Genomic DNA, 16,404 nt, shown 5'->3' on the forward strand with positions numbered 1-16,404 from the left:
GCGCGATGGGCCGCACCCGGAGAGAGTGGTTCAGATGTTACTGATGCGGTGCGTACCAGCTGGCCAAACCATCTTGCAGTTTTTTGCCCAAAGCCTCAGAGCTTTCGGTGCCCTTGATGGCTGCAACGGATGCACCCCAGGTCTCGTTTTCAAGGTTGGGTGTGCCGCGTGACAGGATCTGATAAGTCGAACGGATGGTGCTCTCGCACTCATCCCGCCACCCGACGATTTCCTTGGCAAGAGGATCTTCCAATTCAACCGGGGTGTTGGAAAGAGGGAAGAAACCGGGAACCGCATTGCCGAAGATGCTGGCGAATTCGGGGCTTGCGACCCAGGCCAGGAACGTGCGGGCAGCCTCCTGGTTTTCGCTGGCAGCATTCAGGCCGATGCCGATATCGGTATGGTCCGAGATATAGCAGGTGTCACCGGCATTTTGGACCGGCGGCTTGAAGGCGCCCATCTCAAAATCAGCCTGTGTGTTGAAACCTGCAATCTCCCAGCTGCCTGCCGGGTAAATTGCGGCGCGGCCCAATGTGAACAGGTTCTGGCTGTCGGGATAGGTCTGCGCCTCATATCCGTCACCCAGATAATCGGCCCATTTCGCCAAAGTGGCAAAGGGCGCGACCCACTGAGGGTCGGTCAGTTTCTGCTCGCCCCTGATCAATGCCAGTCGGCCTTCTTCACCTTTCCAGTAGTTCGGGCCGATATTGTTATAGCCCATCGTTGCGGCTTCCCACTGGTCATTCGTGCCCATTGACATCGGTATATAGGTGCCGTCTTCCTTGATCTTGTCCAACACTTCAAAGAATTCTGCCTCGGTGGTCGGAACGTCCAGACCCAATTCGTTGAACGCGTCCTTGTTGTAAATGAAACCGTGGATCACCGATGCCATCGGAACACAAAAGCTGGCCGACGCATCGTCTGTCTGCCACGCAGATTTGGCAACGTCCGAGAAGTTGTTCATCGCATCCAGATCGGACAGGTCGGTCAGATGGCCTGCTTCGTAAAGCGCCAGAGAAGCATCGAACGGGCGGCAGGTGATCAGATCACCGGCGGATCCGGCTTCCAGCTTGGAGTTCAGAACGGCGTTGTACTCTGCCGGGGCTGAAGGCGAAAAAACAACTTTGATATCTGGATTGGCCGCCTCGAATGCGGGGATGATCTTTTCCTGCCAGAGAGCGAGGTCATCGTTGCGCCAGCTTTCGATTGTCAGCGTAGCGTCTTGCGCATAGGCGCTTGTGACCAGCGCCGTGCTCATCAGAGCCAGGCTCAGAACTTTGCGTTTCATTTGGTTTCTCCCAGGTTGCTATGTTCGTTATTTTCATTCAGCCGGTTCATCGCGTGACGCAGATGGCCATTCGTTTCAGCCAGTCGCTTTTGAGCATCCTCGGCCGATACGGCACCCGCGGCGACAAGTGCCGCGCATTTCAGGTTCCCATCCGCGGCCCTCAGGGCATCATCAGCACGTTCAGGTGATACGCCGGTCAGTTGGCACACGATTCCGTTGGCGCGTGCGCGCAATTTTTCATTGTCCGCCCGAAGATTGATCATCATGCCGTCCTGAATATGCCCAAGCTCGATGGCCATCAGCGTCGACAACGTATTGAGGGCTATTTTCTGCGCAGTACCCGCCCCCATCCGGGTTGAGCCCGAGATCAATTCCGGAGGGGTCGCAAGCAGAACGGCATGGTCCGCCAGTTGCAACAATTGCGAACCCGCATTGTTTGCAATCCCGATCACGGGCGCTCCCTTGTCGCGCGCCAGTTTCGCGGCTGCAACAGTGTAGGGTGTGGTGCCGCTGGCCGAGACCGCGATGAGCATATCATTGGCATGCATATCCGACATTTCACGTGCAAGCCCATCAACAGCGTCCTCTACATCCCCCGGCATGTCTGCTTTGGTCGGCATTCCACCGGCCATATGAATGCGGATCTGTTCCGAGGGGATTGAGAACGTTCCGCCAAGCTCCAGCGCGTCCGAGGCCGCCATGAGGCCGGAAGACCCCGCCGCAAGATATCGAAGCTTGCCGCCCGACCGGATCGTCTGGGCCATGGCCGTCGCCCCGCTGCAAATCGGACCAAGTGCATCAAGCACTGCCGTCGCCGCTGACACCTGCGACCGCGCCAGCAGGCTGGCCACTTCTGCCAGCGGACGGGTATCAAGCCCATGCGCATCCTGATGCAATTGTTCTGTCGCCGGCGTAATCAAGTGATTCTCCCCCAAGAACTCTCGATATCATACCTTTTAAATACCATTAGTCTACGATTTATTTTTTTTCATATTTTTGGGCATTTTAGCGCGATAATCGCCGCTTTGGTCGCAATTAGGACTTCAAAATACAGAAAAGGTATTATAAAGGTCTTTATATGGTAAAGTCATCAAAACCCATGTTCCTGGCCGCCGACGGGGGTGGAACGCGCTGCCGCGTCGCCGCTTTTGTTGATGGCAAAACACACAGGGTCGAAGTTGGCGCGGCAAACGTGTCTACTGATTTCGACGCTGCTTGCATCGAGTTGCGGCGTGGCCTGGAAGCTCTGGCAGTTCAGACGGGCCGTTCGGCGGAGGAGCTTGCACGAGCGCCCACCTATCTGGGCTTGGCCGGGATAACAGGTGATGCGATCGCCAGAAAACTCGCAGCGGCATTGCCAATTCAGCACGTTCGGATCGAAGACGATCGTGCAGCAGCTTTGCGCGGAGCATTGGGGGCCAGAGACGGGTTTGTCGCACATTGCGGCACCGGTTCTTTTGTCGCAATGCAAAGGGGTGGCGCGATTAAGCTTGCCGGCGGATGGGGTCCGGTTCTCGGCGATCAGGCCTCCGCGCAATGGGTTGGCAAACGGGCGTTGTCCAAGGCGCTGGAGTACACGGATGACATGACGGGCCCATCGGAATTGGCGCAGGATCTGTTGTCTCGATTTGGCGGAGCCGCAGGCGTCGTTCGAGCCGCAGCCGACATGACCCCATCTGATTTTGGCGCCCTCGCTCCGCTGGTTACCAAGCTCTCCGATCACGGCGACAAGCTGGCCAGATCCATCCTGCAGCACGGTGCAGACTATCTGATCGACGTGATGAAAAAGATGGGCTGGAACGTTGGTCTGCCAATTTGTCTGACCGGGGGCATCGGCCCCCTTTACGCGCCGCACCTGCCTTCAGACATGCAATCTGTTCTGGTCCAGCCTGCGGGCGATCCACTGTCCGGCGCACTTGCATTGGCACAGGCGTATCAGGAGGAAATCGAACATGAGCATAGCTGATTTCCTGCGGCCCGAAGGATGGTTGGGGCAAAGCTCGGGCCCGCGCTATGTACAGCTCCGTCAGCGCCTCGAACAAGGGATTAAAGACGGTATCCTGCCTCCCAACAGTTCGCTGCCACCCGAAAGAGAAATCGCCGAGATCACCGACCTGTCGCGTGTGACTGTGCGCAAGGCCATTCATGAATTGGTGCGCAAGGGTGCAATCGAACAACGGCAGGGGTCTGGTTCTTTTGTTCGGGAACCCGTGGCGAAAGTTGAACAGTCGCTGTCCCACCTGACATCTTTCACCGAAGACATGGAGCGGCGCGAGCTCAAGACGACCTCGACATGGCTGGAGCGTGGGATTTTCCTGCCATCCCCGGAAGAAATGATGGCATTGGGCTTGTCGGCAAACGAACAGGTTGCACGTATCTACCGCCTGCGAGAGGCAGGAGGACGCCCGATGGCGTTGGAAAAAGCGGCCCTTCCGCTGGATATCCTGCCAAACCCCACTGAAGTGACGGGGTCGCTTTACTCTGTTCTTGAACAATCTGGTCTGCGACCGGTGCGCGCTATCCAGAAAATCTCGGCGATCAACCTTGAAGCGCCCGAGGCAGAGCTTCTGGACGTTGCGGAAGGTACGGCCGGGCTTCGGATTCAACGCACCTCATATCTGCAAAGCGGGCGGGTCGCTGAATTGACCCGCTCGATCTACCGCGGTGATGCCTATGACTTCGTGGCTGAGCTGCGCCTGTCAAATTGAAAGCCTGGGAAAATGTCTGACACAACCACTCAAATGCGGCAGGAGATCAATGAGATTCCCGACGCCGTAGACCGCCTTCTGACCGAGGGCGCAGATTTGATCGCGCAAACCGCCAACGAGATCCAGACCCGCAACCCGCGGTTTCTGATCTCGGTGGCGCGCGGATCCTCGGATCATGCCTGCAGCTTTCTGAAATACGCCTCGGAACTGCTACTTGGCTTGCCGATGGCTTCGGTCGGACCGTCGGTCAAGTCTATCTACGGTGTCGACATGCACTGCGAGGATGCGATCTGCATCTCTGTTTCACAATCCGGCCAGAGCCCGGATATCGTGCAACTCACGCAGTCGCTCACATCCGGCGGAGCTTACTCGGTCGCGATCACGAACAACACTGCCTCTGCACTGGCCGAGGCAGCCACGGCAACGCTGCCAATTCACGCGGGCCCCGAACTGAGCGTGGCGGCGACGAAGACATTCGTGACGTCTCTGGTCGCCGGGTTGTGGTTGATTGCGCAGGTGAAGCGCGATGATCATTTGTTACGCGCCATCCATGGGCTGCCGGACAGTTTGTCGACTGCAATCGCCTGCGACTGGAGCGCCGTGGCGGACGCGGTGGATGGTCGCTCTTTGTTTACACTGGGGCGCGGCATGTCTTTGGCAATTTCCAACGAAGCCGCGTTGAAATTCAAGGAAACCTGCCAGATTCACGCGGAAAGCTATTCGGCAGCCGAGGTTCTGCACGGCCCTGTTTCCATCGTGGATCAGGGCTTTCCTGTGCTTGCCTTGTCGTCCGGGGATGCAGCAGAGGACAATCTGGCTGAAGTTGCAGACGCACTGGCGTCCAAAGGCGCTGTGGTTTTCGCCACAACCGGCCGCGTGAAGCACGCAACAGAACTGCCGCATGTCCGAACGTCCCATTGGATGACGGACCCCATACCAACAATTGCGTCGTTTTATGGAATGGTGGAGAAGGTTGCCACACAACGAGGGATTGACCCGGACACACCACGCCACCTGAAAAAAGTAACGGAAACGGTATGACCAGTTCTACCATCACCTTTGCGGGCGGCCCGATCTTCGATGGCACTGAATTGCGTGAAGGATACGCCGCACGGTTCAGAAACGGGCTGTTGAATGCGTTGGTCCCCTTGGATCAGATAGCGCATGACGACCAGATCGAGGATCTGCATGGCGACATCCTCAGCCCTGGTTATGCTGATCTGCAGGTGAACGGCGGTGGTGGCGTGATGTTCAACGACGATCCATCGGTTCAGTCACTGACCCAAATCGCACGTGCTCATCGCGCGCTGGGTGCGATGAGCATCCTGCCCACCCTGATCACTGACACGGCCGAGAAAACCCGAGCCGCTATTGATTCCGCCATCAAGGCCGTTCAGACGGGTGTTTCCGGTATTGCGGGCCTGCATCTGGAAGGTCCTCACCTGTCTGAGCGGCGCAAGGGCGCACATGATGCTGCGATGATCCGCCCGATGCGGCAAACCGACCTGGAAACTTTGATCGATGCTGCAAAACACCTGCCTGCGTTGATGGTGACGCTGGCGCCCGAAAGTACAACACTGCAACAAGTTGAAGCATTGAAGCGCGCGGGGGTGATCGTCTCTTTGGGCCACACGGACGCGCCTTTTGAGACTTGCCTGGCGTTCTCAAGGGCCGGGGCGCAGTGCGCAACGCATCTGTTCAATGCGATGAGCCAGCTTGGCAGCCGAGAACCCGGACTGGTTGGCGCGGCGCTATCCTGCGGATCGCTATCGGCGGGCTTGATCGCGGATGGTATCCACGTTCATCCCGACACAATGCGGATTGCCTGGGCCGCCAAGCGCGGACCTGGGCGGATTTTTCTTGTCAGCGATGCGATGGCGGTCGCTGGCACGTCACTGGCGGAGTTTCAGTTGGAAGGGCGCCCCATCCGGCGGGAAAACGGCAGGCTGACGTTAGAGGATGGCACTCTGGCCGGGGCCGATTTGTGTCTGACAACAGCGGTACAGGTTCTGACGGACCAAGCGGAGATCCCGTTTCAAGAAGCACTCGCAGCAGCAACAAGCGTTCCGTTAGCGATGATTTCCGGCAGGAGTGCAGGACAAAAGCCAGCGCTCTCGCAGATGATACTGATTTCCCCGGATTTGTCCCGGGTCAGACCTGTGCAACCCTGATCACTTCCGGAGCCAACGAAATCGCATGTTTCAAGAATGAAACGGATGAACCGAACGTCCAGCCCGCGTAACATTCAGCCGATTTCCGACTGGACCAAACTGGCGTGAGACGGGTTGATAACAAGATCGGCGTCAACCGGCCCAAATCATCGTTGATCCGACCGGTCGTGCAGCGCGTGCGCGATGTCAGCGCTGCGTCCGTTTACTGGCGGCCAAATTTCGATTTTTCAAAACTTCGCGAATAGAGCTGTCACCTTTTTGCGGGTGGTCCGCACCGATCTCTCAGCGCATATTTCAGACATAGGACATTTTTCAGGAGCATGCATGACCGCCAAGTATTTTTCGCCACACGGTGGGCATCCTGGTCAGGAGCAATTGCTGACTGACCGCGCCGTATTTACTGACGCTTATGCAGTGATCCCAAAGGGAACGATGCGGGATATCGTGACCAGTTTTCTGCCGTTTTGGGAAGACACCCGCTTGTGGGTGATATCACGCCCGCTAAGCGGCTTTGCAGAAACCTTTTCGCAATACATCATGGAAGTTCAGCCCGGCGGTGGCTCTGACCGGCCCGAGACCGATCCCGAAGCCGAAGGCGTTTTGTTCGTGGTCGAAGGCACAGCGACCTTGACTGCCGACGGCACAACCTATGAGCTGACGCCCGGCGGCTATGCCTACCTGCCCGCTGAATACAATTGGACCTTGCGAAACCGAGGCGGCGAAATCCTGCGGTTCCATTGGATTCGAAAGGCTTATGAAGCGGTAGAAGGGCTTGACCGCCCAGACGTTCTGGTTCTCAACGAAAACGAGATCACGCCGACGCCGATGCCCGGAACGGACGGCAAATGGGCCACGACTCGCTTTGTCGACCCAAGTGACTTGCGGCACGATATGCACGTGACCGTGGTGACTTTCGAGCCCGGCGCCGTCATTCCTTTCCTTGAAACACATGTGATGGAACATGGTCTGTATGTTCTTGAGGGAAAGGCCGTTTACAGGCTGAACAATGACTGGGTAGAGGTCGAGGCCGGCGATTACATGTGGTTGCGCGCGTTCTGCCCACAGGCCTGTTATGCAGGTGGCCCGGGTAAGTTCCGTTACTTGCTGTACAAAGACGTGAACCGCCATATGGCACTGCGGCCAGGTCCAGCCGCTTACCCGCAGCACCGGCGTCTCAGGACAGCGGCGGAGTAATAGTCCCGCCGATGGCCAGAGTTAACTGATGCGCCGCCTCGATGACGGGGCGGCTTAGTCGCTGAATCTCGACTTCGCTGACGCGACTTGTCGGTCCGGACACTGAAATCCCGGCAACCGCCTCTCGGTTGGTATCGAAGACCGGCGCAGCAATGCACCGCATTCCCGCGTTCTTTTCTTCGTTGTCTATCGAGAAGCCTTGTGCCCGAACCATGGCAAGATCTTCTTTCAGCGCGGTCGGGCTGGTAATCGACCTGTCCGTGAAGGCCTGTAGTTCTGTCTTGGCCAACAGCCGGTCCAACCGATCTTCATCCATATATGCCAACAAAGCTTTCCCGATGCCCGACGCATGCATCGGAGAAAGCGTGCCCGGAGGGAAAAACGCACGAATACTGGCATGGGTTTCCACCTGGCTCAGGAATAATACCATTCCTTCTTTCTCGACCCCCAGGTTTGCGGTCTCGCCGGTGGCCTCCATCAGCTTTCGCATCACGGGTCGGGCCCGGTCCACAAGGCTGGTGCGACGCAGGAAGCGCGAGCCGATTACGAACGCACGAGGACCGATGTGCCAGACCTGCTCGTCGTGATCGAACTCGACAAGGCCCCTGCCCTCAAGTGTAACGAGTATTCGGTAAACTGTGGCGGGCGACTGGCCCATTTCGTCGGATAGCGCGGTTAACGCCTTGCCCTGCGCTTCACTCAAATACTCAAAAACTTCCATCGCACGGTCGAGAGACTTGATCGTGTTTTGCGCTGTCTTGTCATCCCATCCCCTTGGTCTTCCACGGGCTTTTCTGCGGACTTCGCGAGTATTGTCTTGAGAATCCATAAAAACCCTTTGATTATTCGTGAAAGACTAATTCATCATATGAAAAATATAAGGCACTGACAATTATAAATTATATTCGAAGCGTGGCGTTTTGAAAGTCTTTTTCAAAAATATATCAGGCTGAGTGACGGGTGTTTATCGTGTGGTCAACGACGGAAGGAGACCATCCATGAGCTTTCAAAACCCCGTTTTCATCCCGGGTCCGACCAACATCCCGGAAAGCCTGCGCAAGGCCTGTGATATGCCCACGATCGACCATCGCTCGCCGCTGTTCGGGCAAATCCTGCACCCCGCGCGTGCTGGCGTTCAGAAAGTCCTGAAAAGCAACAGCGCCCAAATCTTCATCTTCCCGTCGACCGGAACCGGAGGCTGGGAGACCGCACTGACCAACACCCTGTCGGCCGGTGACAAGGTTCTGGCAGCGCGCAACGGCATGTTCAGCCATCGCTGGATCGATATGTGCCAGCGTCACGGTCTGAATGTCGAGATCGTCGAAACCCCTTGGGGCGACGGGCTGCCAGCCGATCGTTACGAAGAGATTTTGACCGCCGACACAAGCCACGAAATCAAGGCTGTTCTTGCCACGCACAACGAAACGGCAACCGGTGTGAAATCGGATATTGCGGCTGTACGCAAGGCGCTGAATGCCGCCCGACACCCTGCCATGCTGTTCGTCGATGGTGTTTCATCGATCGGGTCCATGGATTTCCGTTTTGACAAATGGGGCGTCGACGTGGCCGTCACGGGTTCGCAGAAAGGGTTCATGCTGCCTGCGGGTCTTGCCATCGTCGGGTTTAGCCAGAGAGCGATGGACGCGACCAAGGCGGACACCCTGCCCCGCACCTTCTTTGATGTTCATGACATGGCCCAGGGGTACGCCAACAACGCCTATCCCTATACGCCTGCCGTTGGTTTGATGAATGGCCTCAACCAGGCCTGCGATATGTTGCTGAGTGAAGGTTTGGAAAACGTCTTTGCCCGGCATCACCGTATTGCCGAAGGAGTACGTGCCGCCGTGGGTGCGTGGGGGCTGGACCTTTGTGCGGCGAACCCGTCGGTATACTCTGACACCGTCAGCGCGATCCGAACGCCAAACGGCTTCAATGCGACGGGTATAGTCACCCATGCCGCTGAAAAATACGGCGTTGCCTTCGGTGTCGGCCTTGGTGAAGTCGCAGGCAAGGTATTCCGTATCGGACATCTGGGCAGCCTGACGGATGTCATGGCTCTGTCCGGGATTGCCACCGCTGAAATGTGCATGGTCGACCTGGGCCTGAACATCCAGCTGGGCTCCGGCGTGGCGGCTGCGCAGGAATATTATCGCGGTCATCCCGGTGCAGTTCAGAAGGATGCTGCGTGATGAAGGACTGCAACATGTACATCCCAACCTACGAGGACATGCTCGAAGCCCACAATCGGATCGAGCCCTTTATCCGCCGTACCCCGGTCCGAACCTCGGACTACCTGAATGAATTGGCCGGGGCGCAGCTGTTCTTCAAATGTGAGAACTTTCAGGAACCGGGTGCCTTCAAGGTGCGTGGGGCAGCAAATGCCGTGTTTGGCCTTGACGACGAACAAGCCAGGAAAGGCGTTGCAACCCATTCCTCGGGCAACCACGCCTCGTGCCTATCCTATGCGGCGATGAAGCGGGGCATACCGTGCAACGTCGTCATGCCACGCACAGCGCCGCAGGCCAAGAAAGACACAGTGCGGCGCTATGGTGGGAAGATCACGGAATGTGAGCCCTCAACCTCGTCGCGCGAGGCCACGTTTGCCGAGGTTCAGGCCGCCACGGGCGGGGATTTTGTCCACCCCTACAATGATCCGCGCGTGATAGCCGGGCAAGGCACCTGCTCGCGCGAGTTCATCGAACAGACCGATGGTCTGGACGCGGTGGTCGCCCCCATCGGTGGTGGCGGCATGGTATCAGGCACTTGCCTGACATTGTCTACTCTGGCCCCAGAAACAGCGATCATCGCCGCAGAACCTGAACAGGCCGACGATGCCTATCGCAGCTTCAAGGCCGGCCACATCATAGCGGATGACGCACCCAAGACGATTGCCGACGGGCTGCTGGTTCCGCTCAAGGACCTCACCTGGCATTTCGTGTCGAACCACGTCTCCGAAATCTACACGGCTTCCGAGCAAGAGATCATCGACGCGATGAAACTGACGTGGAAACACCTGCGGATCGTGATGGAGCCATCTTCGGCCATTCCGCTGGCTACGATCCTGAAAAACCCGGACGCTTTCAAAGGCAAGCGGGTCGGCTTGATTATAACCGGGGGCAATGTCGATCTGGACAAGCTGCCCTGGCTGAACGCGTAACATCAATCCCGACATAGGAATACGGAAATGAAAGATATGACCAATCTCGACAATTTCGAAGTAGGCTTTGACATTCCGGCCAAGCCCGGAATGGATGAAGCAGATATCCAGACTCCCAGCCTGATTCTGGATCTCGACGCGCTAGAACGCAACATCAAGAAGATGGGCGACTATGCGAGGGCGCATGGCATGCGCCACCGCGTGCATGGAAAAATGCACAAATCGGTAGACGTGGCCAAGTTGCAGGAGAAGATCGGAGGCGCCGTTGGCGTTTGCTGCCAGAAAGTTTCAGAGGCCGAAGTGTTCGTGCGCGGTGGCATCAAGGACGTTCTAGTGTCGAACCAGGTGCGTGACCCCGCCAAGATCGACCGTCTTGCCAGCCTGCCAAAGCTGGGCAGCCGCATCATCGTTTGCGTCGACGATCTGGACAACGTTGCAGATCTTTCCGGCGCGGCGGTGGATCATGGGACACAGCTGGAAGTCTTTATCGAGATCGACTGCGGTGCCGGGCGGTGCGGCGTGACAACGACCCCGGAAGTGATCGAGATTGCCAAAGCAGTAGAAGCTGCTGACAACCTGAAGTTCACCGGGATCCAGGCCTACCAGGGGGCCATGCAGCACCTCGACAGCTATGAAGCGCGCAAGGAAAAGCTCGACACCGCCATCGCCATGGTGAACGACGCCGTCGAGGGCCTCAAAGCTGAAGGCATCGAGTGCGAATTGGTCTCGGGCGGTGGCACCGGTTCATACTACTTCGAGTCCAACTCGGGCGTGTACAACGAACTGCAATGCGGGTCCTACGCGTTCATGGATGCCGATTACGGCCGCATCCTGGACAAGGATGGAAACCGGATCGATCAGGGCGAGTGGGAAAACGCCTTCTTCATTCTGACCAGCGTCATGAGCCACACCAAGGCGGATAAGGCGATCGTCGATGCAGGCCTCAAGGCTCAATCGGTGGACAGCGGCCTGCCGGTTGTCTTTGGCCGCGACGATGTCGAATACATCAAATGTTCGGACGAACACGGCATCGTCATGGATCCGAACGGTGCGCTGAAGGTCAACGACAAGCTCAAGCTGGTTCCGGGACACTGCGACCCAACCGCAAATGTACACGATTGGTATGTCGGTGTTCGCAACGGCAAGGTCGAGACCGTCTGGCCCGTGTCCGCCCGCGGACGCGCTTATTGATCTGAACTTGTTCTGTTTGGGAGGGCTGGCTCGGAAGCAGCCAGACAGCCGCCCGCGTGTATGCTCTCCTTCCGGCAGGGGCACGCGGGCGCACGAATGTTTGATTGGAGAAAGAAATGCTGATCGTACCCGAGCGTGAGATCGCTGACCTTATGACCCGACAAGCGGCTTTTGACGCGGTCGAACAGGTCTTTGCTGCAATGGCGTCCGGCGACGCCTACAACTTCCCTGTCGTGCGTGAAGCCATCGGGCACGAAGATGCACTATACGGCTTCAAGGGTGGATTTGACCGCGCTGGCCTGACGCTTGGACTGAAGGCGGGCGGCTATTGGCCAAACAATCTGGAAAAACGCGGGCTGATCAACCACCAGTCCACGGTTTTTCTTTTCGACCCCGACACTGGCAAGCCATCTGCGATGGTCGGCGGCAACCTTCTGACGGCCCTTCGAACGGCGGCAGCATCTTCGGTATCGATCAAGCATCTCGCACGTACGGACGCCAGGGTCATAGGCATGATTGGCGCTGGCCACCAGGCAGCCTTTCAGCTTCGCGCGGCATTGGAGCAGCGCGATTTTGACAAGGTCATTGGTTGGAACTACCACCCCGAAATGCTGCCGAATATCGAAAAGGTCGCCAATGAAGCAGGTGTTCCGTTCCAGGCGGTCAAGCTTGACGAAATGACTGAGGCGGATGTGATTATTTCGATCACTTCGGCCTTTGCACCCTCACTGATGGCGAACCATGTCAGCCCCGGAACTCATATCGCCTGCATGGGCACGGACACAAAAGGAAAACAGGAAGTTGAAACCGCCCTTCTGGCCAAGGCGAGCGTGTTCACGGACGAAGTCGCGCAATCCGTCAGCATCGGCGAAGCGCAGCACGCCGTGGCCGAAGGCCTGATCCAAGAAAGCGATGTGGCGCAGCTTGGCGCGGTCATCAACGGCACCAATCCGGGCCGGATATCGGACAATCAGATCACGCTGTTCGATGGCACGGGTGTGGGCCTTCAAGATCTTGCGGTCGCCGCGTCCGTGGTTGACCTCGCCGTTCGGAAAGGGATCGCGATCGAGGTCGATTTCTGAAGCCGGACGGCAACACCTCCTTGGGCATTGTCTCGGCGGTCCTTTTGGGCGAAGAGCTTTTGACAGCAGATCTCCATTAAATGGTGACAAAACAATGAAACGCGGCGCGCCAAGGCGCGCCGCTTCATGTTTTTTCCAGGACGATCAGTGTATCAGGTCGAACGCATCAGACGTGGTCGTCTTGCTCGATGGACCCAAGACCATGACCGGCCATGCCACCCGAGACCTCTTCCGTCGCTTCGTCGGAAAGTTCTTCGGGAAGAACAAGATTCAATACAATGGCGATGACGGCGGCGGGCAGGATTCCTGATGTCGCCAGAACCTTCAATGTGACGGGCAAGTACTGCAGCGCGTTGGGCTCCAGCTGCAAACCCAGCCCAAGACTCAGGGCGATTGCAAAAATCACCATGTTTCGGCGGTTCCAGTTTACGTCCGACAGCATCGAGACACCTGCCGCCACAACCATGCCGAACATCACGATCACGCCCCCACCGAGAACCTCAATCGGAATGGACGAGATTATCGCCCCGATTTTGGGAATAAGCCCGCATACGATCAGGAAAACCGCACCGATGGTCACGACCATTCGGCTCATGACGCCGGTCATCGCAATCAATCCGACATTCTGACTGAACGACGTGTTTGGCAGCGCTCCAAACAGGCCAGAGATCGCAGTGCCAAGACCATCGGCATAGGTCGCGCCCTGAATTTCCCTGTCGGTTGCTTCTCGCCCAGCGCCCCCTTTGGTGATACCGGATACGTCCCCAACGGTTTCAACTGCGGAAACAAAGGACATTGCACAGAAACCGATGATGGCCGCGACCGAGAATTCAATACCGAAATGCAACGGGTTCGGCAGAGCAAAGGATGCCGCGTTCCCGACGTTGCCCAGGTGGACCTGGCCAAGTAGGAACGCCACGGCGTATCCGACCAGCAGACCGATCAGAACAGCCGACACGGACAGGATGCCCCGTGTAAAGAATTTCAGGCCAAGCGTGACCACGATTACAGTTCCGGCCATGAACCAGTTCAGACCCGAGCCGTATTCCTCGGTCCCAATCGCAGGAACACCCCCCGCGGCATACTGAATGCCAACCTTCACAAGTGCCAAGCCAATCATGGTCACCACAAGGCCCGTAACCAGTGGCGGAAGAGCAAAGCGAATGCGTCCAATGAACAGCCCAAGGAAGGCGTGAAACAAACCACCGACAACAACCCCGCCCATCAGGACGGCAATGGCGTCAACGCCCTTCCCCACCACCAGTGGAATCATGATCGGGATAAAGGCAAACGATGTTCCCTGCACGATAGGCAGCCGGGCACCGACCGGGCCCATGCCAACAGATTGAAACAACGTGGCGACACCCGCAAAGAACATCGACATCTGGATCATATAGATCATCTGCGGGAAATCGGGGCTGTTCGAGCCAAAACCGAAACCAGCCGCACCACAAACGATAATGGCTGGCGTGACGTTTGACACGAACATCGCCAGTACATGCTGAATTCCCAGTGGCACCGCCTTTAGCAGCGGCGGAGTATAATTCGGATCGCGGAGTTGTTCCGGCGTTCCGATGGATGCATCTGACATTTGGTCTTTCCTCCCTTGAAGTTCGCAGCCGACTCCTCATCCGGCAACGCACCTCATTCTGTGATTTCAAAAGCCTCCTCGAACCAATGCTCTTCGAGGTTGGGCCCGGATCCAATTCGGTCGACCACCGCAAAAAGTCCGGGCGCATGAAGCGGGGTCAGAACGCCATGCCAAGTGTTGCGATGATAATTCACACCCTGTCCGGGCGCTGTTTTGAAGGCGATTGGCTGTCCCGGCGTGCCGTCTTCATCCGGGGCCACAACCACGACAAAAGGTTTATCCGACAAAGGCAAAAAGGCCTGGCTGCCATCAGGATGGCGTTCCACCATTTCCAATTTGATCGGCAAGCAGAAGACTTCGGACTGAAAAACGCTGATACCCGCGTGCCCATCATTGAAATCCAACGCGGCCCGGTCGTGATAGCGCGCGCATTTACCCTGATTAATGAGTTTGTCCACCTGGCCAGCCGCCTCGATGACATCGCCGAAAGGTGCAAATGCCTCTGACGTCAAAGGTCGGAGCTTCAAGGCAGCCGTCATTCCGCGAACTTCTCAATCAGGCGCAATTCGGCAATGCGCTCAACCTGACGGCAGGCTTCGGCAAATTCCCTGTCACGGTCATTGTCGATACGACGGCAAAAGGCTTCCAGAATGCTGGCTTTCGTGTTGTCCTTGACCGCGATGATGAAGGGAAAGCCAAACTTGGTTGTGTAGGCTTCGTTCATCGCCGTGAACGTCGCGCGCTCTTCATCGGTCAGCATGTCCAGGCCCGCACCGGCCTGTTCCGCAGTACTTTCCTTAGTCAGGCGGCCGGCGGCGGCCAGCTTGCCCGCCAGGTCCGGGTGGGCTGTCAGAACGCCAAGGCGCTGCTCGGACGAGGCAGAACGGAATATACGAGCCAGCGCGTTGTGGACACCAGCAGCATTGTCATGCGTCGGGCCCAATTCCAGTTCATACGCACCTTCGGCAATCCACGGGCTGTGCTCGAACACGCCACCGAATTCTGACACAAAGGTTGGTCGATCCATTTCGGACGGGGTCAGACCTTGCACAGGTGGGTGTTCCTTGGCCCAATGATCGGCAATCTGCTCGCGCGTTGCGAACCAGACACCGTCGAGTTTCCTGAAGTAATCAAGTGCGCGTTTCAGCGCCATGGCACGACCTGGGCGACCAATCAGACGGCAGTGCAACCCGATCGAAAGCATCTTGGGTGCGCCCGCCTCACCTTCGGCATAGAGCATGTCAAAGCTGTCTTTCAGATAGCTTTCGAACTGTTCCCCATTGGTGAATCCAGCCTGGATTGCAAAGCGCATATCGTTGCAGTCCAGTGTATAGGGCATGATCAGTTGATCCTTGCCCCCTGCCTTGGTCCAGTATGGCAGATCGTCGGCGTAGCTGTCGGCGATATAGGCAAAGTCGCCTTCCTCGGCGGCCAGTTCGACCGTTTTCATCGAACAGCGGCCCGTATACCAACCACGGGGCGGCTGACCCGTAACCTCTGTGTGCAGCCGGATTGCTTCGCGGATCTGGGCGCGCTCTTCTTCAGCGCCCATGTCCTTGTGTTCAATCCACTTCAAACCGTGGCTGGCTATCTCCCATCCTGCGTGCTTCATCGCCGCAACCTGGGCAGGAGCACGGGCCAAGGCGGTTGCAACGCCATAGACTGTAACAGGCAGATCCTGCAGAAGGTGATGCACGCGCCAGAACCCCGCGCGGCTGCCGTATTCGTAGATCGATTCCATGTTCCAATGCCGTTGCCCCGGCCAAGGGGCGGCTCCGGTGATCTCGGACAGAAACGCTTCGGATGCGGCATCGCCGTGCAGAACGTTGTTTTCACCGCCCTCTTCGTAATTCAGCACGATCTGAATTGCGATTTTGGCATTGGCCGGCCAGTTTGCTTTGGGAACTTGCCCACCGTAACCGGTCATGTCTCGTGGATAAGGCTTCACATCGGTTTCCTTCTTCATGAATTGATCAATACCCCAGATAATCAAATATGTTTTTCAAAAAATACTGAAAGCAG

Annotated in this window: 15 protein-coding genes; 9 read left to right on the forward strand and 6 right to left on the reverse strand. The window is 57.2% G+C overall.

Annotated features, from left to right (window positions below; all coding sequences use genetic code 11):
* Positions 1-37 precede the first annotated feature (37 nt).
* Together AC2FJB_RS11175 and AC2FJB_RS11180 are read right to left on the reverse strand one after the other, a co-directional pair.
* On the reverse strand, positions 38-1,288 hold the full coding sequence (locus AC2FJB_RS11175; RefSeq protein ID WP_299897344.1) for an ABC transporter substrate-binding protein: 1,251 nt from the start codon (positions 1,286-1,288) through the stop codon (positions 38-40).
* The gene (locus AC2FJB_RS11180) at positions 1,285-2,208 is read right to left on the reverse strand and encodes an N-acetylmuramic acid 6-phosphate etherase (protein ID WP_299897346.1); all 924 of its coding nucleotides are present in this window, start codon (positions 2,206-2,208) and stop codon (positions 1,285-1,287) included. Before AC2FJB_RS11180 ends, AC2FJB_RS11175 begins: the two co-directional genes overlap by 4 nt.
* Positions 2,209-2,366: 158 nt before the next feature.
* Here AC2FJB_RS11180 and AC2FJB_RS11185 point away from each other — a divergent pair, with 158 nt between their 5' ends.
* The 5 genes from AC2FJB_RS11185 (at position 2,367) to AC2FJB_RS11205 (ending at position 7,361) form a co-directional block, all read left to right on the forward strand.
* Positions 2,367-3,254 carry a glucosamine kinase nucleotide-binding domain-containing protein gene (locus tag AC2FJB_RS11185; RefSeq protein ID WP_496718408.1) on the forward strand — a complete coding sequence of 296 codons (888 nt, stop codon included), beginning with the start codon at positions 2,367-2,369 and terminating at the stop codon, positions 3,252-3,254.
* Positions 3,241-3,996: a GntR family transcriptional regulator gene (locus AC2FJB_RS11190; protein WP_496718406.1), complete on the forward strand. Its 756-nt coding sequence runs from the start codon at positions 3,241-3,243 to the stop codon at positions 3,994-3,996. Before AC2FJB_RS11185 ends, AC2FJB_RS11190 begins: the two co-directional genes overlap by 14 nt.
* A gap of 12 nt (positions 3,997-4,008) precedes the next feature.
* Positions 4,009-5,037, forward strand: coding sequence for an SIS domain-containing protein (locus AC2FJB_RS11195; RefSeq protein ID WP_496672756.1), 1,029 nt, complete (start codon positions 4,009-4,011; stop codon positions 5,035-5,037).
* Positions 5,034-6,167, forward strand: a complete 1,134-nt coding sequence (nagA, locus tag AC2FJB_RS11200; RefSeq protein WP_496718405.1) for an N-acetylglucosamine-6-phosphate deacetylase — start codon at positions 5,034-5,036, stop codon at positions 6,165-6,167. Before AC2FJB_RS11195 ends, nagA begins: the two co-directional genes overlap by 4 nt.
* Positions 6,168-6,491: 324 nt before the next feature.
* Positions 6,492-7,361 carry a bifunctional allantoicase/(S)-ureidoglycine aminohydrolase gene (locus tag AC2FJB_RS11205; RefSeq protein WP_496718403.1) on the forward strand — a complete coding sequence of 290 codons (870 nt, stop codon included), beginning with the start codon at positions 6,492-6,494 and terminating at the stop codon, positions 7,359-7,361.
* On the opposite strand, the gene bhcR is transcribed toward AC2FJB_RS11205, so the two are convergent.
* A complete protein-coding gene (gene bhcR, locus AC2FJB_RS11210; protein WP_496718402.1) occupies positions 7,342-8,190 on the reverse strand; it encodes an HTH-type transcriptional regulator BhcR in 849 nt (282 codons plus the stop codon). The genes AC2FJB_RS11205 and bhcR overlap by 20 nt on opposite strands.
* A gap of 169 nt (positions 8,191-8,359) precedes the next feature.
* Here bhcR and bhcA point away from each other — a divergent pair, with 169 nt between their 5' ends.
* From bhcA to bhcD, 4 genes are all read left to right on the forward strand, one after another.
* Entirely contained in the window at positions 8,360-9,550 is a 1,191-nt protein-coding gene (bhcA, locus tag AC2FJB_RS11215) for an L-aspartate--glyoxylate aminotransferase BhcA (protein WP_496718401.1), read from the forward strand.
* Positions 9,550-10,518, forward strand: a complete 969-nt coding sequence (gene bhcB / locus AC2FJB_RS11220; protein ID WP_496718400.1) for a beta-hydroxyaspartate dehydratase BhcB — start codon at positions 9,550-9,552, stop codon at positions 10,516-10,518. Before bhcA ends, bhcB begins: the two co-directional genes overlap by 1 nt.
* Positions 10,519-10,545: 27 nt before the next feature.
* Positions 10,546-11,709 carry a 3-hydroxy-D-aspartate aldolase BhcC gene (gene bhcC / locus AC2FJB_RS11225; RefSeq protein ID WP_496718399.1) on the forward strand — a complete coding sequence of 388 codons (1,164 nt, stop codon included), beginning with the start codon at positions 10,546-10,548 and terminating at the stop codon, positions 11,707-11,709.
* A gap of 116 nt (positions 11,710-11,825) precedes the next feature.
* On the forward strand, positions 11,826-12,791 hold the full coding sequence (bhcD, locus tag AC2FJB_RS11230; protein WP_496718397.1) for an iminosuccinate reductase BhcD: 966 nt from the start codon (positions 11,826-11,828) through the stop codon (positions 12,789-12,791).
* Between the two features lie 166 nt (positions 12,792-12,957).
* On the opposite strand, the gene AC2FJB_RS11235 is transcribed toward bhcD, so the two are convergent.
* The 3 genes from AC2FJB_RS11235 to puuE are packed head-to-tail and all read right to left on the reverse strand — an operon-like array spanning position 12,958 to position 16,348.
* Positions 12,958-14,382, reverse strand: a complete 1,425-nt coding sequence (locus tag AC2FJB_RS11235; protein ID WP_496718396.1) for a uracil-xanthine permease family protein — start codon at positions 14,380-14,382, stop codon at positions 12,958-12,960.
* A 53-nt stretch (positions 14,383-14,435) separates the two neighbouring features.
* Positions 14,436-14,921 carry an ureidoglycolate lyase gene (locus AC2FJB_RS11240; RefSeq protein ID WP_496718395.1) on the reverse strand — a complete coding sequence of 162 codons (486 nt, stop codon included), beginning with the start codon at positions 14,919-14,921 and terminating at the stop codon, positions 14,436-14,438.
* On the reverse strand, positions 14,918-16,348 hold the full coding sequence (gene puuE, locus AC2FJB_RS11245) for an allantoinase PuuE (RefSeq protein ID WP_496718393.1): 1,431 nt from the start codon (positions 16,346-16,348) through the stop codon (positions 14,918-14,920). Before puuE ends, AC2FJB_RS11240 begins: the two co-directional genes overlap by 4 nt.
* Between the last annotated feature and the right edge of the window lie 56 nt (positions 16,349-16,404).

It is taken from the genome of Ruegeria sp. CDSC085, from assembly GCF_059610465.1.

What these genes read in the sequence shown, in the direction of transcription:
- AC2FJB_RS11175 (WP_299897344.1), bottom strand. Translation starts at nt 1,288, where the DNA reads ATGAAACGCAAAGTTCTGAGCCTGGCTCTGATGAGCACGGCGCTGGTC.
- AC2FJB_RS11185 (WP_496718408.1), top strand. Translation starts at nt 2,367, where the DNA reads ATGGTAAAGTCATCAAAACCCATGTTCCTGGCCGCCGACGGGGGTGGA.
- AC2FJB_RS11190 (WP_496718406.1), top strand. Translation starts at nt 3,241, where the DNA reads ATGAGCATAGCTGATTTCCTGCGGCCCGAAGGATGGTTGGGGCAAAGC.
- AC2FJB_RS11195 (WP_496672756.1), top strand. Translation starts at nt 4,009, where the DNA reads ATGTCTGACACAACCACTCAAATGCGGCAGGAGATCAATGAGATTCCC.
- nagA (WP_496718405.1), top strand. Translation starts at nt 5,034, where the DNA reads ATGACCAGTTCTACCATCACCTTTGCGGGCGGCCCGATCTTCGATGGC.
- AC2FJB_RS11205 (WP_496718403.1), top strand. Translation starts at nt 6,492, where the DNA reads ATGACCGCCAAGTATTTTTCGCCACACGGTGGGCATCCTGGTCAGGAG.
- bhcR (WP_496718402.1), bottom strand. Translation starts at nt 8,190, where the DNA reads ATGGATTCTCAAGACAATACTCGCGAAGTCCGCAGAAAAGCCCGTGGA.
- bhcA (WP_496718401.1), top strand. Translation starts at nt 8,360, where the DNA reads ATGAGCTTTCAAAACCCCGTTTTCATCCCGGGTCCGACCAACATCCCG.
- bhcB (WP_496718400.1), top strand. Translation starts at nt 9,550, where the DNA reads ATGAAGGACTGCAACATGTACATCCCAACCTACGAGGACATGCTCGAA.
- bhcC (WP_496718399.1), top strand. Translation starts at nt 10,546, where the DNA reads ATGAAAGATATGACCAATCTCGACAATTTCGAAGTAGGCTTTGACATT.
- bhcD (WP_496718397.1), top strand. Translation starts at nt 11,826, where the DNA reads ATGCTGATCGTACCCGAGCGTGAGATCGCTGACCTTATGACCCGACAA.
- AC2FJB_RS11235 (WP_496718396.1), bottom strand. Translation starts at nt 14,382, where the DNA reads ATGTCAGATGCATCCATCGGAACGCCGGAACAACTCCGCGATCCGAAT.
- AC2FJB_RS11240 (WP_496718395.1), bottom strand. Translation starts at nt 14,921, where the DNA reads ATGACGGCTGCCTTGAAGCTCCGACCTTTGACGTCAGAGGCATTTGCA.
- puuE (WP_496718393.1), bottom strand. Translation starts at nt 16,348, where the DNA reads ATGAAGAAGGAAACCGATGTGAAGCCTTATCCACGAGACATGACCGGT.